The 20,125-nt window shown below is 60.0% G+C and carries 19 protein-coding genes; 11 read left to right on the forward strand and 8 right to left on the reverse strand.

Translation table 11 applies throughout. The annotated features are described in order from the left end of the window. Window positions 1-154 precede the first annotated feature (154 nt). Window positions 155-2,209 carry a S9 family peptidase gene (locus OK411_RS08195; protein WP_264364711.1) on the reverse strand — a complete coding sequence of 685 codons (2,055 nt, stop codon included), beginning with the start codon at window positions 2,207-2,209 and terminating at the stop codon, window positions 155-157. Window positions 2,210-2,444: 235 nt separating this feature from the next. Here OK411_RS08195 and OK411_RS08200 point away from each other — a divergent pair, with 235 nt between their 5' ends. Genes OK411_RS08200 through OK411_RS08210 form a run of 3 tightly spaced genes read left to right on the forward strand, consistent with a single transcriptional unit; the run spans window position 2,445 to window position 4,289 of the window. Beyond that, entirely contained in the window at window positions 2,445-2,942 is a 498-nt protein-coding gene (locus OK411_RS08200; protein ID WP_016771225.1) for a hypothetical protein, read from the forward strand. 15 nt (window positions 2,943-2,957) lie between these two features. Next, window positions 2,958-3,734, forward strand: a complete 777-nt coding sequence (locus tag OK411_RS08205; RefSeq protein ID WP_041478844.1) for a class II glutamine amidotransferase — start codon at window positions 2,958-2,960, stop codon at window positions 3,732-3,734. Window positions 3,735-3,746: 12 nt separating this feature from the next. Continuing rightward, window positions 3,747-4,289, forward strand: a complete 543-nt coding sequence (locus OK411_RS08210; RefSeq protein WP_024012023.1) for a DUF2937 family protein — start codon at window positions 3,747-3,749, stop codon at window positions 4,287-4,289. Window positions 4,290-4,522: 233 nt separating this feature from the next. Here the strand turns inward: OK411_RS08210 and OK411_RS08215 are convergent, their stop codons facing one another. Continuing rightward, complete coding sequence (locus OK411_RS08215) at window positions 4,523-5,437, reverse strand: LysR family transcriptional regulator (RefSeq protein WP_264364712.1); 915 nt, start codon at window positions 5,435-5,437, stop codon at window positions 4,523-4,525. 159 nt (window positions 5,438-5,596) lie between these two features. On the opposite strand from OK411_RS08215, the gene OK411_RS08220 reads away from it, so the two are divergent. From OK411_RS08220 to OK411_RS08235, 4 genes are all read left to right on the forward strand, one after another. After that, a complete protein-coding gene (locus OK411_RS08220) occupies window positions 5,597-6,883 on the forward strand; it encodes an MFS transporter (RefSeq protein WP_136492153.1) in 1,287 nt (428 codons plus the stop codon). A gap of 62 nt (window positions 6,884-6,945) precedes the next feature. Further along, entirely contained in the window at window positions 6,946-7,698 is a 753-nt protein-coding gene (locus OK411_RS08225) for a 5-oxoprolinase subunit PxpA (RefSeq protein ID WP_264364713.1), read from the forward strand. Beyond that, window positions 7,695-8,399, forward strand: a complete 705-nt coding sequence (gene pxpB, locus OK411_RS08230; protein ID WP_264364714.1) for a 5-oxoprolinase subunit PxpB — start codon at window positions 7,695-7,697, stop codon at window positions 8,397-8,399. The genes OK411_RS08225 and pxpB overlap by 4 nt, the downstream gene beginning before the upstream one ends. After that, window positions 8,396-9,319 (forward strand): biotin-dependent carboxyltransferase family protein, encoded by a 924-nt coding sequence (locus OK411_RS08235; protein WP_264364715.1) that lies wholly within the window; start codon window positions 8,396-8,398, stop codon window positions 9,317-9,319. Before pxpB ends, OK411_RS08235 begins: the two co-directional genes overlap by 4 nt. 130 nt (window positions 9,320-9,449) lie before the next feature. On the opposite strand, the gene OK411_RS08240 is transcribed toward OK411_RS08235, so the two are convergent. From OK411_RS08240 to OK411_RS08250, 3 genes are all read right to left on the reverse strand, one after another. Further along, window positions 9,450-10,628, reverse strand: a complete 1,179-nt coding sequence (locus OK411_RS08240) for a vWA domain-containing protein (protein ID WP_016771218.1) — start codon at window positions 10,626-10,628, stop codon at window positions 9,450-9,452. Window positions 10,629-10,640: 12 nt separating this feature from the next. Further along, window positions 10,641-11,486 (reverse strand): AAA family ATPase, encoded by an 846-nt coding sequence (locus OK411_RS08245; RefSeq protein ID WP_007911294.1) that lies wholly within the window; start codon window positions 11,484-11,486, stop codon window positions 10,641-10,643. Between the two features lie 182 nt (window positions 11,487-11,668). Beyond that, entirely contained in the window at window positions 11,669-12,745 is a 1,077-nt protein-coding gene (locus OK411_RS08250) for a DUF748 domain-containing protein (protein WP_264364716.1), read from the reverse strand. Between the two features lie 141 nt (window positions 12,746-12,886). On the opposite strand from OK411_RS08250, the gene cysK reads away from it, so the two are divergent. Next, window positions 12,887-13,861 (forward strand): cysteine synthase A, encoded by a 975-nt coding sequence (gene cysK / locus OK411_RS08255; RefSeq protein WP_264364717.1) that lies wholly within the window; start codon window positions 12,887-12,889, stop codon window positions 13,859-13,861. Between the two features lie 184 nt (window positions 13,862-14,045). Then, window positions 14,046-14,984 carry an aspartyl/asparaginyl beta-hydroxylase domain-containing protein gene (locus OK411_RS08260; RefSeq protein WP_264364718.1) on the forward strand — a complete coding sequence of 313 codons (939 nt, stop codon included), beginning with the start codon at window positions 14,046-14,048 and terminating at the stop codon, window positions 14,982-14,984. Between the two features lie 54 nt (window positions 14,985-15,038). Here the strand turns inward: OK411_RS08260 and OK411_RS08265 are convergent, their stop codons facing one another. After that, complete coding sequence (locus OK411_RS08265) at window positions 15,039-15,200, reverse strand: hypothetical protein (RefSeq protein WP_016771212.1); 162 nt, start codon at window positions 15,198-15,200, stop codon at window positions 15,039-15,041. A gap of 35 nt (window positions 15,201-15,235) precedes the next feature. Continuing rightward, the gene (locus OK411_RS08270; RefSeq protein ID WP_319636907.1) at window positions 15,236-15,658 is read right to left on the reverse strand and encodes a hypothetical protein; all 423 of its coding nucleotides are present in this window, start codon (window positions 15,656-15,658) and stop codon (window positions 15,236-15,238) included. A gap of 551 nt (window positions 15,659-16,209) precedes the next feature. Between OK411_RS08270 and OK411_RS08275 the strand changes: the two genes are divergently transcribed. Continuing rightward, entirely contained in the window at window positions 16,210-17,073 is an 864-nt protein-coding gene (locus OK411_RS08275) for a DMT family transporter (protein ID WP_264364719.1), read from the forward strand. A gap of 111 nt (window positions 17,074-17,184) precedes the next feature. Here the strand turns inward: OK411_RS08275 and OK411_RS08280 are convergent, their stop codons facing one another. After that, window positions 17,185-18,093 (reverse strand): DMT family transporter, encoded by a 909-nt coding sequence (locus OK411_RS08280; RefSeq protein WP_264364720.1) that lies wholly within the window; start codon window positions 18,091-18,093, stop codon window positions 17,185-17,187. Window positions 18,094-18,307: 214 nt separating this feature from the next. On the opposite strand from OK411_RS08280, the gene aceK reads away from it, so the two are divergent. Beyond that, window positions 18,308-20,029, forward strand: a complete 1,722-nt coding sequence (gene aceK / locus OK411_RS08285; protein WP_264364721.1) for a bifunctional isocitrate dehydrogenase kinase/phosphatase — start codon at window positions 18,308-18,310, stop codon at window positions 20,027-20,029. The last annotated feature ends 96 nt before the right edge of the window (window positions 20,030-20,125 follow it).

Raw genomic sequence — 20,125 nt, forward strand, 5'->3', positions numbered from 1 at the left:
CCCCGCTCGGCTGCGCAGCAGTCGCAAATCCTGCCAACTCGGTGCTTCAGGAATACTGAGTTTGCAGGGTTTGGGGCCGCTTCGCAGCCCAACGGGGATAAATCCCCTCGCCACAAGGGTCTGCAGTTAAGACCCAAGCCACCCACAGAGTTCCTCAGGCAATTCCCAAAACCTTGAACACAAATGCATATTCGAGCGCTACGTCACGTAATCCCTGATAGCGCCCGCTCATGCCGCCATGCCCAGCACCCAATTCAGTCTTGAGCAGCAGCACATTGTCGTCGGTCTTGGTCGCGCGCAATTTCGCCACCCACTTGGCCGCCTCCCAATACTGCACACGGCTGTCGTTGTAACCGGCGATCACCAGCAGTGGCGGATAAGCCTGCGCGGTGACGTTTTCGTACGGCGCGTAAGCCTTGATCCGATCATAGACGTCCGGTTCTTCCGGGTTGCCCCATTCGTCGTATTCGGTGACGGTCAGCGGCAGCTCGGGGTCGAGCATGGTGTTGAGCACGTCAACGAACGGCACTTCGGCAATCGCCACGCCGAACAGATCCGGGCGCTGGTTGAGCACCGCGCCGATCAGCAGGCCACCGGCGCTGCCGCCGCTGATCGCCAGTTTCTCCGCCGTGGTGATGCCGTTGAGGATCAGAAACTCGGCGCAGGCGATGAAGTCGCTGAAGGTGTTGTGTTTGTGCTCCTGCTTGCCGGCGCGATACCAGGCTTCGCCCAGCTCACCGCCGCCGCGCACGTGGGCGATGGCGAAGGCCATGCCACGATCAAGCAGGCTCAGGCGTGCGTGGGAAAACCACGGGTCGAGGCTGGAACCGTAAGCGCCGTAACCATACAGATACAGCGGCACAGGTTTACCGACCATCTCGCGTTTCATCACCAGACTGATCGGCACTTGCGTGCCGTCCGGGGCGGTGGCCCATAGACGTTGGCTGACATAGGCGTCGGCATCAAATTGGCCGAGTACCGGGGTTTCCTTGAGCACCGTTTGTTCGCCGCTGGCAAGAATCAACTGGCGCACCTGGGCCGGGCGATTCAACGCTTCGTAGCGCAAGCGAATGCGATCGCTCTCGAATTCCAGGCTGTTTTGCACATGCAGACTGTAGGCCGCATCGGGCAACTGCACGCGATACGACGCCTGGCCCTGCGGGTGAACCTCGATGATCGGCAGACCACCTTCGCGCAGGCTCAAGGTCATCGCCTCTGCGTTGAGGCTGACACCGTCGAGCATCACTTCTTCGTTGTGCGGGATAAGGTTCTGCCAGTCGGCCTCGCTTGGCGGCACGCCAGTGTCCGGGGCCTGATACAGAGCGAAGTTGATGCCGTCGCGGTTGGTGCGGATAAACCAGGTCCAGACGCCATCGAGCAGGCCGTGGTCGACGTCGTATTCGTGATCTTCGACCCGTGGCGCCAGGCAGCTGAATGGCAGATGTGGCTGATTGGCGTCCAGCGCCCAGACTTCACTGGTGGTCTTGCTGCCCAGCGACAGCAGCAACTGCTGTTCGGAGCTGGCGCGGTAGCAATGCAGGAAGAACCGCCCATCCGGCTCGTGAAAAACCTCTTCAGCGGCAGTGCCATCGAGGCGATAGCGGAACAGTTTATGCGGGCGATGGGTGTCGTCGAGCACGCCGAAAAACAGGGTCAGGCTGTCGTTGGCCCAGGTCATGCTGCCGTCGCAATCCCCGAATTCCAGTTCGCTGACCCTGTCGTTGGACAGCTCTTTGACGAACAGCGTGTAGACCTCGTCGCCCGAAGTATCGACGCTGTAGGCCAGGCGCTGGTGATCGGGGCTGATGCTGAACGCACCGAGCGAGAAGAAGCCGCCATCGGCCAGCGCATTCGGGTCGAGCAGCAATTGTTCGCGGCTTTCATCGAGGGTCAGGCTGTCGTCGGCAGGACGCGGGCAGCGGTAGTGCCGGGCGTATTCGTCACCGGCGGTGGTGCGCGTGTAATACAGATACGGGCCCCAAGGCGAGGGCAGGGACAGATCGGTCTCGAGAATCCGCCCCTTGATCTCATTGAACAGGCTTTCACGCAGTTCGGCCTGATCGGCGGTTTGCGCTTCCTGATAAGCGTTTTCAGCCTTGAGGTAGTCGAGCACCGCGTCGGTGTCGCGCTCCTGCAGCCAGGCATACGGGTCGGCGCCGGGCGCCCGCTGGGCAATCGGGGCAGTCATGACATTGGCGGATTCGGGCATGGGAGGCTCTCGGACAATATTCGGATAAAGGTTTCGCGTATTTTGAAACCGCCGCAGAGCCCTGTGGGAGCGAGCTTGCTCGCGAAGGCGTCCTGGCAGATGACTTTTGCTGCAATGACACACCGCTTTCGCGAGCAGGCTCGCTCCCACAGGGGCGGCTGCTGGCCGTCTGGTATTGGGACAAGCCGCATGGGCGAAAAGTCGTTACTATAAGCGCCTATTTGCCTGCCTTGCCATGGACACCATGACCGAGAACGACTATCTGATCGCCTGGGGCCTTTACGCCTTTGCCGCCGTGGGCTGCCTGCTGGTATGGATGCGCCTGACCACCTGGATGTGGCGCTGGCTGCGCGAGCCGCTGCGTGTGCTGATGGCGGTGTTGCTGTTCAGCCCGACCATCGTCGATCCGGTGAAGGCCAAAGTAGCACCGGCCATCGCCATCACCGCCCTGGACATGCTGTTCAAGGTCGGCAACAACGCCTGGCGCGCGGTTTCCGATCTGTTCATGTACGGCATGATCGCCTTCGGGGTGTATCTGGTTTTCGTCTTGATCCGCCTGCCAATCGAGCGCGCCTCGACAGCGCGGCGTGAACGCGCCGAGGCCGCCAAGGCCGCGGCCCGTGCCGAAGAGCGCGACGATGATCAACCGTTCGGCGGCGCCGGTGATGACCGCTACGGCCGCCCGCCAGTGCCGAACAATCCGCAGCGCATGCGGGTCGAGCCGCGTCTGTAACCCGAGAGTCCGCACATGTGTGAATTACTGGGCATGAGTGCCAACGTGCCGACTGACATCGTGTTCAGCTTCACCGGCCTGATGCAGCGCGGCGGACGCACCGGCCCGCACCGCGACGGCTGGGGCATTGCCTTCTACGAAGGGCGTGGTTTGCGTCTGTTTCAGGACCCGGCAGCGAGCAGCGAGTCGGAAGTGGCCAACCTGGTGCAGCGTTATCCGATCAAGAGCGAAGTGGTCATCGGCCACATCCGCCAGGCCAACGTCGGCAAGGTCTGCCTGTCCAACACCCACCCGTTCGTCCGCGAACTGTGGGGGCGCAACTGGTGTTTCGCGCACAACGGCCAGCTCGCCGACTTCACTGCGATCAAGAGTTTCTACCGCCCGGTCGGCGATACCGACAGCGAAGCGGCATTCTGCGACCTGCTCAACCGGGTACGCGCAGCCTTCCCCGAGCCGGTCGATATCGAAGTGCTGCTGCCGGATCTGGTCGCAGCGTGCGCCGAATATCGCAGCAAAGGCGTGTTCAATTGCCTGCTCAGCGACGGTGACTGGCTGTTCTGTTACTGCTCGACCAAACTGGCTCAGATCACCCGCCGCGCACCGTTCGGCCCGGCGCGGCTCAAGGATGTCGATGTGATTGTCGACTTTCAGGCCGAAACCACGCCCAACGACGTGGTCACGGTGATTGCCACCGAGCCTTTGACCGAAAACGAAACCTGGACCCGCTACGAACCGGGCCAATGGAGCCTGTGGCGACGCGGCGAATGCGTCAGCCAGGGCAAGACCGAATAAGGATTTGCACCCATGTTGCTCAGTTATCTACGGCTGGTGTTGTTTGCGGCGGGCCTGTTGATCGGTGTCCAGGTCCCGGGGTTTATCAACGATTACGCCCAGCGTGTCGAAGCGCATCTGATCGAAGCGCAGACCGGCCTGCGTGGTTTCCAAGGCACCGCCGATCAGTTTTTCAAAGGCGATATGCAGGCGCTGGTCGCGCATTACCGGGCCAGCGAAGACCCGATTTTCCGCAGCGATGCCGACAGCCTGAACACCTTGCTCACCCGCCAGGTCGCGCTGGACAAGCAATTCCAGGCGATGCAAGGCCCGTGGTATGTGCGCTTCCTGCAAGTGGTCCTGGCCGCTGATCCGGACATTCGCAAGGAAACATGGAACGGCTACAGCTACCAGATCCTGCTGACGCCAGAGGCGATGATCTGGGGCATGAGCGGCGCGTTGCTGCTGTCGTTCGGTGTCGAATGCCTGTTCCGCCTGATCGACTGGGTCGTCCTCGGCGGCCGCCGCCTGCGCCAGAGTCGACCGATCGAAGATCGCGACGTCCGCGGTTTGTAAAACCTGCTCAATCCCCTCTGGCAACAGAGGCCTTATGGCATGGGGGATTCTGTGGCGAGTGGGCTCTGTGGTGAATGAGTTCTGTGGTGAGTGGGTTCTGTGGCGAGGGGATTTATCCCCGTTGGGCTGCGCAGCAGCCCCAAAACCTGCAAATGCGGTACCTCTGAAAGACCGCGTTGGCCGCAATCACGACTGCTGCGCAGCCGAGCGGGGATAAATCCCCTCGCCACTAATCATCCAGTGAGGGTGATGCAGTCCTTGCCGACCTTGTGCGCATACCCCGCTAGCACCTGCTGACACAACGTCACAATCTCCTCGACCCACTCAACCCCGACCCGCCACGACACCACCACCGGCAGATTCGCCGGCCGCTGCTCGATGTCGAGCAAGATCAATTCGCCACGCGCCAGCTCCTCGGCCACCAGCACCGGCGGCAGGGCGCCGACACCAAAGCCGTCACGCAATAACCGGGTGATCGCTGACACCGAATTCACGCAATTCAAACGTGGCGCCATGACGCCGTTGGCCTGCATCAGGGCGACGATATCCTGATGCGGTCGTGAGTTTTTCGAATAGGTGATGATCCGCTCCTGCGCCAGTTCGGCGAGGTCGGCGTAGTCGCGGTTGTAGATCGAATTGCTCGCGACAATCCAGCCCAGCGGATGGCTGGCCAGCTCCAGGCTGCGCACGCTTTCGTGGCGGATCAGATCGGTTTGCAACACCAGATCGAGAAAGCCTTTTTGCAGCTGATCGCAGAGGTTCAGCGCCGTATCCGCGACCAATTCGATTTCCACCCGTGGGTACAGATCGGTCATCTGCGCCACCAGCGGGCTAAGCCATGTATGAATCACCGTGTCCATCACGCCGATCCGCACCCGCCCGACCTTGCTCGAACGGGTCTCGATCGACTGCTTCAGCGCCGCCATGGTGTCGAGCATCTGTTCAGCGTAATCGAGCACTTTCAGGCCTTCCGGGGTCAGGCTGACGCCGCGTGAATCGCGCAGAAACAGCTTCACGCCCAGCTCGCCTTCGAGCACCGCAATGCGGCTGGAAATCGACGCCTGGGTGGTGAACAGCTTGTCGGCGGTCAGGCGAAAACTCTTCAGGCGCGCGACCCAGACAAAGGTCTCGAGAAACTTCAGATTCATGGACAAGGCTCGGCTGACAAATTTTTCTTATGCCTAAGGCGGGTTTTTATTCGTTGGACGGCGCAGGGCAGGGCGACGAAAAATCGGCGCATCCGGTTCCCACGATAGGCGTCGTCGGAGCTTCGAACAAGACCAATAAAAGCCCTGCGGAGATTTGCCATGAGTGCTCCCGACACCCTCCCGTTATCCAAGCCTGTGACGCGGCCCGGGCCGTTCGACTGGTACCGCAACATCAACCAGCAGGAGCGCCGCACGTTCTGGAGCTGCAAGATCGGCTACGGTCTGGACGGCATGGACACGCAGATGCTCAGCTTCGTCGTGCCGACGCTGATCGCGATGTGGGGCATCACCACGGGCGAAGCGGGGCTGATTCACACCAGTACCCTGATCGCTTCGGCGATCGGCGGTTGGGTCGCCGGGATCCTCTCCGACCGCATCGGCCGCGTGCGCACCCTGCAACTGACGGTGCTGTGGTTCGCCTTCTTCACCTTCCTCTGCGGCTTCGCGCAAAACTACGAACAATTGCTGATCGCCCGCACCTTGATGGGCTTCGGTTTCGGCGGTGAATGGACCGCCGGCGCGGTGTTGATCGGTGAAGTGATCCGCGCCAAGGATCGCGGCAAAGCGGTGGGCATGGTGCAATCCGGTTGGGCGTTGGGCTGGGGCCTGACGGCGATTCTGTACGCGTTGCTGTTCTCGGTATTGCCAGCGGAAGATGCCTGGCGCGCGCTGTTCATCCTCGGCATCGTGCCGGCGATATTCGTGATTTTCGTCCGTCGCCTGGTGAAAGATCCTGAGATTTATCGCGAAGCCAAAGCCGCACAAAAACCAGAGAACCCGGCGAAGTTCTACGAGATCTTCGCACCGGGAATGCTCTTCACCACGTTTCGCGCTTCCTTGCTGACCACCGGTGCGCTGGGCGGCTACTACGCGATTACCTCCTGGCTGCCGACTTTCCTCAAGAACGAGCGCGGTTTGAGCGTGCTCGGCACCGGCGGTTATCTGGCGATGGTAATCGTCGGTTCCTACGTCGGCTATGTGATCAGCGCGTATCTGACCGACCTGCTGGGGCGGAAAAAGAACTTCATTTTGTTCGCGGTCGGCTCGTTCACCATCGTTCTGCTCTACACGCAGATGCCGGTCAGCAATGGCGTGATGCTGTGGCTGGGCTTTCCGCTGGGCTTCTTCGCTTCGGGGATTTTCAGCGGCATGGGCGCGTTTCTGACTGAATTGTTCCCCACGCGGATTCGCGGCTCGGGTCAGGGTTTCTGCTACAACATCGGCCGCGCACTGGCGGCGTTGTTTCCGCTGCTGATCGGCCTGCTCAGCCAGAAAGTGCCGCTGAGCATGGGCATCGGCGCCTTCGCGGCGGTTTCTTACGGCGTGGTGATTCTGGCGGCGCTGAGCCTGCCGGAAACCCGTGGCAAGCAACTCGACGCGCAGTAACTGATACCCTGCGCAGAAGTCTCCTACAGATAAAAAGACCAGCAGCTACAGGAGTGTTCACCGTGAGCCGCCTGCTATTGAATTGCGACATTGGCGAGAGCTTCGGCAGCTGGACCATGGGTCTGGACGCCGAGGTCATGCCCTTCATCGATTGCGCCAATGTTGCCTGTGGTTTCCATGCCGGCGACCCGAGCACCATGCGCAAAACCGTGGCGCTGGCGCTCGAACACGGCGTGCAGATTGGCGCGCACCCGGCCTATCAGGATCTGGTCGGATTCGGCCGACGCTCCATGGCGTATTCCGCGCAAGAGCTGCAGGACATCCTGCATTACCAGATCGGCGCCCTCGACGGCATTTGCAAGGCGCAGGGCGGGCGTGTGAGTTACGTCAAACCCCACGGCGCGATGTACAACGACATGATGGCCAACCCGGCGCAGTTGCGCGCGGTGGTGCAGGCTGTGGCCGCGTATGACCGCAGCCTGCCGCTGATGTTGATGGCGACCCGAGACAACGCTGCCGCGCAGCAGATCGGCGATGAATACGGCGTAACTCTTTGGTTTGAAGCGTTCGCCGACCGTGCCTACGACAGCGCCGGCCGGCTGGTCTCCCGGCAATTGCCCGGTGCCGTGCATCACGATGCCGAAAAAATCATCGAGCAAGCGTTGACCATCGCCCGTGGCGGCGAACTCAGCGCCAGCGATGGCAGCGCCTTGATCCTGCGCGCCAACACCTTGTGCGTCCACGGCGACAACGCCAGTTCCGTGGCCGCCGTGCAGCGCATTCGCCAGGCCTTGCAGCAGTCGAGTGCGTCATGAATCCACGGGTTGAAGTGGTGGCGCTGGATTGCCTGATGCTGCGTCTGTTCGATGAAATCGCCGAAGCCAACATGCCGTGGATGCTCGCCGCCAGCGAGCGCTTGCGCACGGCGTTTGGTGCACAACTGATCGATCTGGTGCCGTCCTATACGACGTTGATGGTGCATTACGATCTGACGCTGTTGAGTCCGGCGCAGGCGCGCGAATTGATCGCCGAAGCGCTGGTCGATCTGACGCGGAATGCGCGAAGCGGTGGGCAGCGCCACGTCTTGCCGGTCTGGTACGACTTGAGTGTCGGCCCGGAACTGAGCCTGTTGGCCGAACGCAGCGGGCTGGCGGTGAAGGAGGTGATTCGTCGCCACAGCGCACGGGAATATCAGGTGTTCGCCCTTGGCTTTGCGCCGGGTTTTGCCTTCATGGGCCTGGTCGAAGAAATGCTCGCCGCGCCGCGCTTGAACACACCGCGCAAGAAAGTCGCCGCCGGCAGCGTCGGTATCGCCGAGCGGCAGACCGCAGCGTATCCGGTGGTCTCACCCGGTGGCTGGAACCTGATCGGGCGCACCCCGGCAAAACTCTTCGATCGCCATCGCGACGGCTACAGCCTGATGCAACCCGGCGACACGGTGCGCTTCGAAGCGGTCGACCACGCCGAATTCATACGCTTGGACGGCGACGACACCCCACTGGAGGCGCTGGCATGAGTCGATTGACGATCGAAGCCAGCACGCCGCTGTGCCTGTTGCAGGACGCCGGGCGGTTTGGCGTGCGACATCTGGGCGTGACCCAGGGCGGCGCGGCGGATTGGTGCTCGATGAGCTGGGCCAATTGGCTGTTGGGTAATGAACTGGATGCGGCGGTGGTTGAAATCACCCTCGGCGGGTTTGCCGTGGTGGCTGAGGAGGATTGCCTGCTGGCGCTGGCAGGAGCGGATCTCGGCGCGCAGATCGACGGCCAACCGCTGGCGCCGTGGCGCAGTTTCCGGTTGGCGAAAGGGCAGACATTGCGCTTCACCCAGCCTTTGCTTGGCGCACGGGCATATCTGGCCGCGCCCGGTGGGTTTACTGCGCCTAAGGTGCTGGGCAGCAGTGCCACGGTGCTGCGAGAAGAGTTGGGCGGGCTTGATGGCATGGGCCTTCCGCTCGCCAAAGGGGCGGCGCTCGGTTACAGCGGCGAAGCGTCAGCGGTGCGCGAAATGCCTTCGGCGCTGCGGCCGGATTTCAAAACGCATGCGCCTTTGGACTTGGTGCTCGGAGCTCAGATCGGCCAGTTCAGCGGGCAGAGCCTGTTCGATGTGTTCAACAGCGCCTGGACCATCGACAGTCGCGCCGACCGCATGGGCATCCGCCTGTTGGGCGCGGCGTTGCAATATCAGGGCGCGCCGATGATTTCCGAAGGGATTCCGTTGGGGGCAGTGCAGGTACCGCCGGACGGACAGCCGATTGTGTTGCTCAACGATCGCCAGACCATTGGTGGCTATCCGCGCCTGGGTGCGTTGACACCGCTGGCGCTGGCGCGATTGGCGCAGTGCCTGCCGGGAGCGAAGGTGAGGTTAAGGCCGGTGGTGCAGGACGTCGCGCACCGCGAGCATGTCGAATATTTGCAGCGCTTCAAAGATCGCTAAAAGCCTGCTGGCGAAGATGTTGATCGTTCCCACGCTCCGCGTGGGAATGCAGCCCGGGACGCTCCGCGTCCCTGTGACGCAGAGCGTGACTTGATGCATTCCCACGCGGAGCATGGGAACGATCAGGTCGTCATTTGGAAAGAAACCGCATCCCTTCTTCAAGCCCGCGCAGCGTCAGCGGATACATCTGATCCTCGATCAGATCGCGGACGATGTTGGTCGACGAGGTATAGCCCCACGTGTCCTTCGGATACGGATTGATCCAGATGAGCTTCTTGTATTTCTCCATGAAGCGCTGCATCCACACGTAACCCGGCTCTTCGTTCCAGTGCTCGACGCTGCCGCCAGCCTGGGTGATTTCGTAGGGCGCCATCGCGGCGTCACCGATAAAGATCACTTTGTAGTCGGCGCCGTACTTGTGCAGCAGATCCTGGGTCGAAGTGCGCTCGGAAGTGCGGCGCATGTTGTTTTTCCACACCGATTCATAGATGAAGTTGTGGAAGTAGAAGTACTCCAGGTGCTTGAACTCGGTCTTGCAGGCCGAGAACAATTCCTCACAGATTTTCACGTGCGCGTCCATCGAGCCGCCGATGTCGAACAACAGCAGCAGCTTCACCGTGTTGCGCCGTTCCGGGCGCATCTGGATGTTCAGCAGGCCGGCGTCCTTGGCGGTGTGGTCGATGGTGCCGTCGATGTCGAGTTCTTCCGCCGCACCCTGACGGGCGAACTTGCGCAGACGACGCAGGGCGACCTTAATATTGCGTGTGCCCAGTTCCACCGAATCGTCGAGGTTCTTGTACTCGCGCTGATCCCAGACCTTGACCGCTTTGCCCTGACGCTTGCCGGCGTCGCCAACCCGGATGCCTTCAGGGTTGAAACCGCCGGAGCCGAACGGGCTGGTGCCGCCGGTGCCAATCCACTTGTTGCCGCCGGCGTGGCGTTCCTTCTGTTCTTCCAGACGCTTCTTGAACTCTTCGATGAGCTTGTCCAGCCCGCCAAGGGATTGGATCTGCGCGCGTTCTTCGTCGCTCAGCGAGCGCTCGAATTCCTTGCGCAGCCAGTCCTCGGGAATCAGCGCCTGCAAGTGATCGTCGAGTTTCTCCAGGCCATTGAAGTAGGCACCGAACGCGCGGTCGAACTTGTCGAAATGGCGCTCGTCCTTCACCAGAATCGCCCGCGACAAATAATAGAACTCGTCCATGTCGGCGAAGGTCACGCGCTGTTTCAGCGCGTTGATCAGGTCGAGCAGCTCGCGCACCGATACCGGTACCTTGGCTGCACGCATTTCGTTGAACAGGTTGAGCAACATGGCAGCGGCCTCTTAGCGGGTGCCGCGCCGGCTCATGAACGCCAGGCGCTCAAGCAGTTGCACGTCCTGTTCGTTCTTCACCAGTGCACCTGCCAGTGGCGGAATGGCTTTGGTCGGATCGCGCTCGCGCAGCACCGCTTCGCCGATGTTGTCGGCCATCAACAGCTTCAGCCAGTCGACCAGCTCGGACGTCGAAGGCTTTTTCTTCAGGCCCGGTACCTTGCGCACGTCGAAGAACACATCGAGCGCTTCGCTGACCAGGTCCTTCTTGATGTCCGGGTAATGCACATCGACGATTTTCTGCAGGGTAGTGCGGTCGGGGAAAGCGATGTAGTGGAAGAAGCAGCGGCGCAGGAAGGCGTCCGGCAGCTCTTTCTCGTTGTTGGAGGTAATGATGATGATCGGGCGTTTCTTGGCCTTGATGGTCTCGTCGATTTCGTAAACGTAGAACTCCATCTTGTCGAGTTCTTGCAACAGGTCATTAGGGAACTCGATGTCGGCCTTGTCGATTTCGTCGATCAGCAGAATCACCCGCTCCTCGGACTCGAAGGCTTCCCAAAGCTTGCCTTTCTTCAGGTAATTGCGCACATCGTGGACTTTTTCATTGCCCAGCTGCGAGTCGCGCAAACGGCTGACCGCGTCGTACTCGTACAGACCCTGATGGGCCTTGGTGGTGGATTTGATATGCCAGGTGATCAGCTTGGCACCGAACGACTCGGCCAGTTGCTCGGCGAGCATGGTCTTGCCGGTGCCCGGTTCACCCTTGACCAGCAGCGGCCGTTCCAGGGTGATGGCGGCGTTGACCGCCAGCTTCAGGTCATCGGTGGCGACGTAGGCCTGGGTGCCTTCGAACTTCATCTGCAAATCCTCGAACGGTAACGCTGACCTTACGGGCAGGGCGGGGCGAAATAATCGGATGCCCGACTATAACGCGCACGCCGGTCGACTGTGAACGCAGACGGCTTATTCAGTCTCTGAATGGAGCGTCACATGTTGACTCAGTCTCGGCGGGTGGCCGAATATTTTGTCAACCGCAAAACTTAATCCTCATCTGGCTTCGGCCGTTCGTACCGCGCATTGAATGCCTGGATGAAGCCATTGCGCAAAATCTGCAAAAACGCTTCAAAGGCGTTGACGTTCTGCTGGTGAACATTGCCGCTGAGTTCAACGCGGGTGGCGAACTGGTTTTTGTTCTGGTTTTTCAGCACGGTCTCGGTGCCGCCGACCAGCGCTTCCCAGATTGAGCGGAACAGGCCTTTGTTCTTGTTTTCGACGTCTTGCTGCCAGTTGAATACGTCGACGTCGCGCAGCAGGGGTTTGATGTAGCCGGTGAGTCGGGCTTTCTCTGCCTTGGCTTCGATAACCACATCGCCGTGGCCGGCGTTGAAATCGAATTTGCCGTAGGCGGCGGCGAAGTCGTTCATGCGTTTGAGCTCGATGTCACGGGCGCGCAGGCGGAATTCGAAGTCTTCGAAGTTGCTCAGTGGATCGAAGGTGGCGGTGGTTTCCAATGGCGCGTGCCCTAGCAGCAACGCCTTGCCTTCAAAGCGCGCGTCGCGTTTGCCTTCCTTGTCGACCACATTGGTCAGGTTGTAGATGCTGGCGTTGACGTTGCTGGCGTTCATGTTCACCGGCGGCTTGGAATTGAAGTTGCGGAAGGTGATACGACCGTCGTTGATCTGCACTTCATCGAGGGTGATCGGCAGCAGCTTGCCCAACTGCTCACGCCAGTCGGTGCCCTGACCGGTCTGCGAGTTCTGTTTGTTGGGGCCGCCGTCGACAAAGTTGATTTCGGGGTTGAGAAATTGCACCTGCGCGACCACGGCATGGTCGTACCACAGTGAATGCCAGCTTACCGACAGGTCGATCAAAGGCGCATCGACGAACGGCACCGGTACTTTGCCGTCGACCTTGACGATCTTCAGGCCGTTGATTTTGTAGGCGCCGCGCCACAGCGCGAGGTCGACATCGGTGATCTGGCCGCGGTAATCGCCCATGTCCGCAAGTTTTTCATTGAGGTAGTCGCGTACCAGATAGGGCAGGGCGAAATGCAGGGCGACCAGCAGCACCACGACACCCGTCAGGGTCCAGAGCGGCCAGCTGTAACGACGTTTCATGCCATTGTTCCTTCAAGAGTGTGGCTTGACGATTCAAAGCGATTGACTCCGCGCGTTTGCAGACGTTCGACCCGACTGGACTGTGATCGGCAACGGGCTTACCTTGGAAGGCTGAATTCAACGCTGCATAAGGACCCAGCCATGAGCCGTATTTACGCTGACAACGCCCATTCCATCGGTAATACGCCGCTGGTCCAGATCAACCGCATCGCGCCGCGCGGGGTCACGATCCTGGCCAAGATCGAGGGGCGCAACCCCGGTTACTCGGTCAAATGCCGAATCGGCGCCAACATGATCTGGGACGCCGAAAGCAGCGGCAGACTCAAGCCGGGCATGACCATTGTCGAGCCGACTTCCGGTAACACCGGTATCGGTCTGGCCTTCGTTGCCGCTGCGCGTGGCTATAAATTGATGCTGACCATGCCGGCATCGATGAGCATCGAACGCCGCAAGGTTCTGAAAGCCTTGGGCGCGGAACTGGTATTGACCGAGCCGGCCAAGGGCATGAAGGGCGCCATCGAGAAAGCTACGGAAATCGTCGCCAGCGATGCCGACAAATACTTCATGCCGGCGCAGTTCGATAACCCGGCCAACCCGGCGATTCATGAGAAGACCACCGGCCCGGAAATCTGGAACGACACCGACGGTGCCGTGGATGTGCTGGTGGCTGGCGTCGGCACCGGCGGAACCATTACCGGTGTCTCGCGGTATATCAAGAACACCGCCGGTAAACCGATTCTGTCGGTGGCCGTCGAGCCCGCTTCTTCGCCGGTGATTACGCAGGCGTTGGCCGGTGCCGAAATCAAGCCGAGCCCGCACAAGATTCAGGGCATTGGCGCCGGTTTTGTGCCGAAGAACCTTGATCTGTCGATGGTCGATCGCGTCGAGCAGGTGACCGATGAAGAATCCAAGGCCATGGCTTTGCGCCTGATGCAGGAAGAGGGGATTTTGTGCGGCATCTCCTGCGGTGCTGCCATGGCGGTGGCGGTGCGTCTGGCGGAGAAACCAGAGATGCAGGGTAAAACCATCGTCGTGGTGCTGCCGGATTCGGGTGAGCGTTACCTGTCGAGCATGCTGTTCAGTGACCTGTTTACCGAGCAGGATAACCAGCAGTAAGCCTGTTGATTCAAGTCAGCCAGGGTTCAGGCGCTGCATGTTAATAAAGGCTTTGTTGCGTAATGCTTAACACTGAATCTTGTGTCAGGCGGGTTTTTCCCGGAGCCGGTAGTGTTTATCATGGCCGGCTGCCATGCCGGGAAAAGGGCATTGCGCAGCGTTGTCTTTATTCAAGGAGTCGTTGATGACCGTTTCGTTTGCCGCCAAGGCGTTTGTGCTGTTGCTGTTTCTGGGCAGCACGCTCTATGTGCATTTGCGCGGCAAGGCGCGTTTGCCGGTATTGCGCCAGTTCGTCAACCACTCCGCACTGTTTGCTCCGTACAACGCGTTGATGTACCTGTTTTCCGCAGTGCCATCCAGACCGTATCTGGATCGCAGCAAGTTTCCGGAGCTGGATGTACTGCGCGACAACTGGGAAACCATTCGCGACGAAGCTATGCACCTGTTCGACGAAGGCTACATTCGCGCCGCCGAGAAAAACAACGATGCCGGTTTCGGTTCGTTCTTCAAGAAGGGCTGGAAGCGTTTCTATCTGAAGTGGTACGACAAACCGCTGCCATCGGCCCAAGCTCTTTGCCCGAAAACCGTGGCACTGGTCAGTGCCATACCCAACGTCAAGGGCGCGATGTTCGCGCTGCTGCCGGGCGGCAGTCACCTCAATCCGCACCGTGACCCGTTCGCCGGCTCCCTGCGTTATCACCTCGGCCTGTCGACACCCAACTCCGACGACTGCCGGATCTTCGTCGACGGTCAGGTTTACGCCTGGCGCGACGGCGATGACGTGATGTTCGACGAGACCTACGTGCACTGGGTCAAGAATGAAACCGCTCAGACTCGAGTGATTCTGTTCTGTGACATCGAACGCCCGCTGAGCAACGGCCTGATGACCCGCATCAATCGCTTCATCAGTGGCTGGCTCGGCCGCGCCACCGCGCCGCAGAATCTGGATGACGAACGCGTAGGAGGCATCAACCAGGCTTATGCCTGGAGCAAGAACTTCAGCGACCGTTTCAGCGGCGTGGTCAAGCAGTGGAAGCGCCGGCACCCCAAGGCCTACAGGGTAATGCGCCCGGTGCTGGCGGTGTTGGTGCTGACGTTGCTGGGGTATTGGTTGTTTGGTTGACGCTGGCTCAGAAATAAAAAACCGCTCCTCAGGAGCGGTTTTTTATTGATGGGTTCAAGGACGGCCGGCGAGCAGGTTGGGCTCGGTCACGTCGGTTCCGTTTTCAAGGACCTGCAGAAAACGGCGCTGATTCGCGGATAACTCCAGTCGATCAAGCTTTTCCACCGGCTCGCGCAATTCCTTCTTGCTTGGGGATTTTCTTACGACTTTGCGCATACTCCCTCCCTCGATGGTCAATAAATGAACAGATGTCACGATACTTTACTCTCCACTGGTAGAACAAGGCGACCTTGCACATCAAATGTGAAGCCGAGTTGTTGATAAACCGGAATGGCTCCCGGCATAGGTTCCTGAACTTCGATGACTTGGCTGCCAATAATTCGGGCGAATTCGTCGATGGCGAGCAATGCCAAAGCGGCTATTCGGTTTTTCAGCGGGTGAGCCTTTCCGGGTTTGCCCTCCAGTCGCACGATGCGAATCCGCTGGCGGCTATTGTTGGGATTTGCGAAGCATAGCCCGCAGAGCTCTTGTTCAAACCAGATTGCGATATCCAGAGACAGAGGTTCTCGAGCTTTCCAGACGACGACGTCTTCCCACGAGAAAATCGGGTCGTCCCAAGACTGATAAACTGCGAGTGCTTCAGCATCAATAGGCTCAAAGCGGACTTCAGACATGTCGGCTCCCGAAATGCATCGCATCTGCGCAGTCGCAACACCCGCCCGCTTCCTCGCCTCCGACCGATAAACCTGATACCGCAAATACGTCCGTTCCCTTGGCATGTGATCTCTTGCATTCCATGTCTCCTGACAATCCGTTGCCACCGCCATTTACCCTAATCACCCGACGCCGCACTGTCGCTACCGGCCCATTGCCCAAGTCATTGCAATCTATGTCCCGGGCTGGTTATAGTCAGCCCGCGAGCCGCCTGGCTCGCGCGTTCATTTCCTCAATAAAGATCAGCATTCATGCCTGCATCCCTCATCAACGCGGTAGTCGATTCAGCGGTCAACGCTGGCGTCGTGCCGTGCGGGAATCGGCAGCCTGTGCAGATCAGTCATTACCCTCCACCTGTCAGTAGCACGCCGGTGTGCGCAGTCGTATCGCCGCCGGGCGTTGGCGTTCGGGGCTGATCGGCAGTTTCTGCTGACCCCTGCGCCCGCCAGAACAACCTACTGAATTTCAGCTTCGGCTGAGTTGGCTTCTTGCCTGACTACAGGTGATATTCATGTTTGTCCTTTCGAAACAATCCGCGCTCGCGGCGACGTCCACGAGCCTGTTCGTTCTGCTGTGGAGCAGCGGGGCGATTTTCTTCAAGTGGGGCCTCGCCCATGCTTCGCCCTTTGCCTTTCTGCTGATTCGCTTCGCCATCGCCCTGTGCGGGCTGGTCTTGCTGGCGCCGCTGCTGAGATTGAAGCTGCCCAAGGGTGGCAAGCCGATGCTGTTCGCGATCGCCACGGGACTGGTGTTGCTCGGGGCCTATCAGATCTTTTATCTGCTGGCGCTGAATTGCAAAGTCACGCCGGGGGTAATGGCGACGATCATGGGCGTTCAGCCGATCCTTACCGTGGTCTTGATGGAACGGCAGCGTTCGGCGAGCCGCCTGTTCGGCCTGGCGCTGGGCCTGGCCGGGCTGATCATGGTGGTTTATCAAGGGATCGGTCTGGCTGGAATGTCCTGGGCCGGCATGCTGTTCGGTTTGCTGGCGCTGGCGAGCATGACGCTCGGCTCGATCATGCAAAAACGCATCACCGAAAATCCATTGGGTACGCTACCAGTGCAGTACCTGGCCGGGCTGTTGCTGTGCGGGGTGTTCGTACCGTTCCAGCCGTTTCACTTCGAGCACAGCGCGGGCTTCATCGTCCCGGTGTTATGGATGGGCCTGGTGGTTTCAGTGCTGGCGACGCTGTTGCTGTATCGACTGATCGCGCGGGGCAATCTGGTGAATGTCACCAGCCTGTTCTATCTGGTGCCGGCGGTGACGGCGGTGATGGATTACCTTATTTTCGGTAATCGCTTGGCGGCGTTGAGTGTGCTGGGGATGCTGCTGATTATTGTCGGATTGGTGTTTGTGTTCCGAAAAAGCAGTTAGCAGAAAACAGGCGGTGGTTGATCCATCGCCTTCGCGAGCAGGCTCGCTCCCACATTGAAATGGGTACTCTTGTGGGAGCGAGCCTGCTCGCGAATATCTGCGGCAGTAAATCTAACGGACTGACATCTTTGCAGGCTTCACCACCGCCGGCTTCAACACCAGCCACAACGCCGCCGCAATCAGCACCCCGCCGTAAATGTGCGCCATCGACAACGGCTCATCCAGCAACAACGCCCCCCACAACACGCCGAACGGCGGGATCATGAAGGTCACGGTCATCGACTTCACCGGGCCGATCGAGCTGAGCAGGCGGAAATAGATGATGTAGGCAAACGCCGTGCAGCCCAGGCCCAAGCCGAGCAGCGACAGCCAGACATGCCAGCCGCCCCAGCTGACCGGCGGCGCGGTAATGGTGCTGTAGGCGAACAGCGGCAGCAAAAACAACGTCGCCCCGAGCATGCTGCCCAATGCCGACAAACGGCTGTCCAGCCCACCGGCGTGATCCAGCCAGCGCCGTGCGAGGAATCCGGCAAAGCCGTAGCAAGTGGTCGCCAGCAGGCAGGCGACCGCGCCCATCAGCAGTTGCAGATCGAAGGCCACGGGACCGGCGCGCGTCAGCACACCGACGCCGAACAGACCGAGGAACACGCCGCTGAGCTTGGCCGCCGTGAGCTTTTCGCTGAAGAACAAACCGCCAATCAACACGCCCATCAGCGGCGTCGTGGCGTTGAAGATCGCCGAATAGCCCGCCGGCAATACCTGGGCGGCAACCGAATACAGCGTCGCTGGAATCCCCGAGTTGATTACGCCCAGCAGCATCACGGTCTTCAGCTTGCCCTTGAAATCCCAGCTGATGCGCATCAGCCCAAGGATCACCAGCAGCCCGGCAGCCGCGATCGACACCCGAAAGAACCCGGTCGGGATCGTGCCGATCACCGGGGCAATGATGCGCATGAACAGAAAACTCGCGCCCCAGATAGCGGCCAGCGACAACATACGGAAAATATCGACAGGGCTCACGGCGGGCTCCTTCCTTGATCGGGACGAGAGTGTTGCCGAGCGTCCGGATCATGGCAACCGCTATTCGGGCTTTTAATTCTGCTTGCCGATGCATCGGCACGAGAAACCCCGTCAACGGTCAACCCCGTATCGGTTTTGGCAGAAATTGCGCTTTTCCTGCGAGCGCTTCCGTGACTAAGCTCAGACCAACCGAATTCCCGCCGAGGTTTCATTTATGTCGCAGCAATGGCCAGCCACCGAGATCGCCCGGATGATCCTCGCCGGCTTCGACGATTACCGCGAGCATTTCCGCCGCATCACCGACGGCGCGCGCGAGCGCTTCGAACAGGCGCGCTGGCAGGAGGCGCAGGTCGCCTCGGCGGCGCGGATCAGTCTGTACGAAGAAAAGGTTGGCGAAACCGTCGCTCGCCTGCGCGAGTATTTCGACGAAGAAACCCTGATGAACGTCAGCTGCTGGCCGCTGGTGAAAAGCGCCTACATCAGTGTGATCGACCTGCGCTTCGACGATGAGCTGTCCGAAACCTGGTACAACTCGATTTTCTGCGGGCTGTTCAGCCACGACCTGATCAGCGACGGCTGCATGTTCATCCACACCACGCGCCCGAGCCTGCGCCGTGCCCGCGCCGCGCAAACCCGCATCTATAAGCCGCAGGGCCAGTTGTCCGCCATGCTCGCCAGTATCTTCGCCGACTACCGCTTCAGCGAAGATTACGCCGATTTGCCTGGCGACCTGCTGCGGCTCGAAGCACAACTGCGCGAGAACCTGCCGGACTGGGTGTGCAAGGACCCGGAGCTGAGCGTCGAGCTATTTTCCTCGGTGCTCTACCGCAATAAAGGCGCGTATCTGGTCGGACGCATTTACACCCGCGATGAGCAATGGCCGCTGGTGATTCCGCTGTTGCACCGCGAAGGTCGGGGCATTCAGATCGATGCGTTGATCACCGACGAAGCCGATGTGTCGATCATCTTCTCTTTCACCCGTTCGTATTTCATGGTCGATGTACCGGTGCCGGCGGAGTTCATCGGTTTTCTGCGACGCATTCTGCCGGGCAAGCACATCGCCGAGTTGTACACCTCGATCGGCTTCTACAAGCACGGCAAGTCGGAGTTTTACCGCGCGCTGATCAATCACCTGGCCAACACCGACGATCAGTTCATCATGGCCCCGGGCGTGCGCGGCATGGTCATGAGCGTGTTCACCCTGCCGGGTTTCAACACCGTATTCAAAATCATCAAGGACCGTTTCTCACCGTCGAAGAACGTCGATCGCGCCACGGTGATCGAAAAGTATCGTCTGGTGAAAAGCGTCGATCGGGTCGGTCGCATGGCCGATACCCAGGAATTTGCCGACTTTCGTTTTCCGCTGAGCAAGTTCGATCCGGCGTGCCTCGAAGAACTGCTTGAGGTGGCGCCGTCGACGGTTTCGGTCGAAGGCGAAACCGTGCTGATCCGCCACTGCTGGACCGAACGCCGGATGACCCCACTCAACCTGTATCTGGAAAACGCCAACGACGCGCAAGTGCGCGAAGCGCTGGAAGATTACGGACTGGCGATCAAGCAATTGGCGGCGGCGAATATCTTTCCCGGCGACATGCTGCTGAAAAACTTCGGCGTCACCCGTCACGGGCGCGTGGTGTTTTACGACTATGACGAAATTTGCTTCCTGACCGAAGCCAACTTCCGCCACATCCCGCAACCGCGCACGCCGGAGGATGAAATGGCCTCCGAGCCGTGGTACTCGATCGGACCGCTGGACGTGTTTCCCGAGGAGTTTCCGCCGTTCCTGTTTGCCGATGCCGGGCAGCGGAAATTGTTCGATCAATTGCATGGCGAGTTGTACAACGCCGATTACTGGAAGGGCTTGCAGGAGGCGATTCGGGCGGGGAAGGTCATCGATGTCTTCCCATACCGGCGCAAGGGCCGCGATAACGAATAAATCCCCCTGAATACATTGTGGCGAGGGGATTTATCCCCGATGGGGTGCGAAGCACCCCCAAAACCATTCAACTCAGACGCTTCAGATCGACGTTGA

The sequence above is a fragment of the Pseudomonas sp. RG1 genome (assembly GCF_025910115.1).
Taxonomy (GTDB): domain Bacteria; phylum Pseudomonadota; class Gammaproteobacteria; order Pseudomonadales; family Pseudomonadaceae; genus Aquipseudomonas; species Aquipseudomonas atacamensis.

Excerpts from the sequence above, each read along its gene's own strand:
- OK411_RS08195 (WP_264364711.1), bottom strand. The coding sequence starts at position 2,209 with ATGCCCGAATCCGCCAATGTCATGACTGCCCCGATTGCCCAGCGGGCG.
- OK411_RS08200 (WP_016771225.1), top strand. The coding sequence starts at position 2,445 with ATGGACACCATGACCGAGAACGACTATCTGATCGCCTGGGGCCTTTAC.
- OK411_RS08205 (WP_041478844.1), top strand. The coding sequence starts at position 2,958 with ATGTGTGAATTACTGGGCATGAGTGCCAACGTGCCGACTGACATCGTG.
- OK411_RS08210 (WP_024012023.1), top strand. The coding sequence starts at position 3,747 with ATGTTGCTCAGTTATCTACGGCTGGTGTTGTTTGCGGCGGGCCTGTTG.
- OK411_RS08215 (WP_264364712.1), bottom strand. The coding sequence starts at position 5,437 with ATGAATCTGAAGTTTCTCGAGACCTTTGTCTGGGTCGCGCGCCTGAAG.
- OK411_RS08220 (WP_136492153.1), top strand. The coding sequence starts at position 5,597 with ATGAGTGCTCCCGACACCCTCCCGTTATCCAAGCCTGTGACGCGGCCC.
- pxpB (WP_264364714.1), top strand. The coding sequence starts at position 7,695 with ATGAATCCACGGGTTGAAGTGGTGGCGCTGGATTGCCTGATGCTGCGT.
- OK411_RS08235 (WP_264364715.1), top strand. The coding sequence starts at position 8,396 with ATGAGTCGATTGACGATCGAAGCCAGCACGCCGCTGTGCCTGTTGCAG.
- OK411_RS08240 (WP_016771218.1), bottom strand. The coding sequence starts at position 10,628 with ATGTTGCTCAACCTGTTCAACGAAATGCGTGCAGCCAAGGTACCGGTA.
- OK411_RS08245 (WP_007911294.1), bottom strand. The coding sequence starts at position 11,486 with ATGAAGTTCGAAGGCACCCAGGCCTACGTCGCCACCGATGACCTGAAG.
- OK411_RS08250 (WP_264364716.1), bottom strand. The coding sequence starts at position 12,745 with ATGAAACGTCGTTACAGCTGGCCGCTCTGGACCCTGACGGGTGTCGTG.
- cysK (WP_264364717.1), top strand. The coding sequence starts at position 12,887 with ATGAGCCGTATTTACGCTGACAACGCCCATTCCATCGGTAATACGCCG.
- OK411_RS08260 (WP_264364718.1), top strand. The coding sequence starts at position 14,046 with ATGACCGTTTCGTTTGCCGCCAAGGCGTTTGTGCTGTTGCTGTTTCTG.
- OK411_RS08265 (WP_016771212.1), bottom strand. The coding sequence starts at position 15,200 with ATGCGCAAAGTCGTAAGAAAATCCCCAAGCAAGAAGGAATTGCGCGAG.
- OK411_RS08270 (WP_319636907.1), bottom strand. The coding sequence starts at position 15,658 with ATGTCTGAAGTCCGCTTTGAGCCTATTGATGCTGAAGCACTCGCAGTT.
- OK411_RS08275 (WP_264364719.1), top strand. The coding sequence starts at position 16,210 with ATGTTTGTCCTTTCGAAACAATCCGCGCTCGCGGCGACGTCCACGAGC.
- aceK (WP_264364721.1), top strand. The coding sequence starts at position 18,308 with ATGTCGCAGCAATGGCCAGCCACCGAGATCGCCCGGATGATCCTCGCC.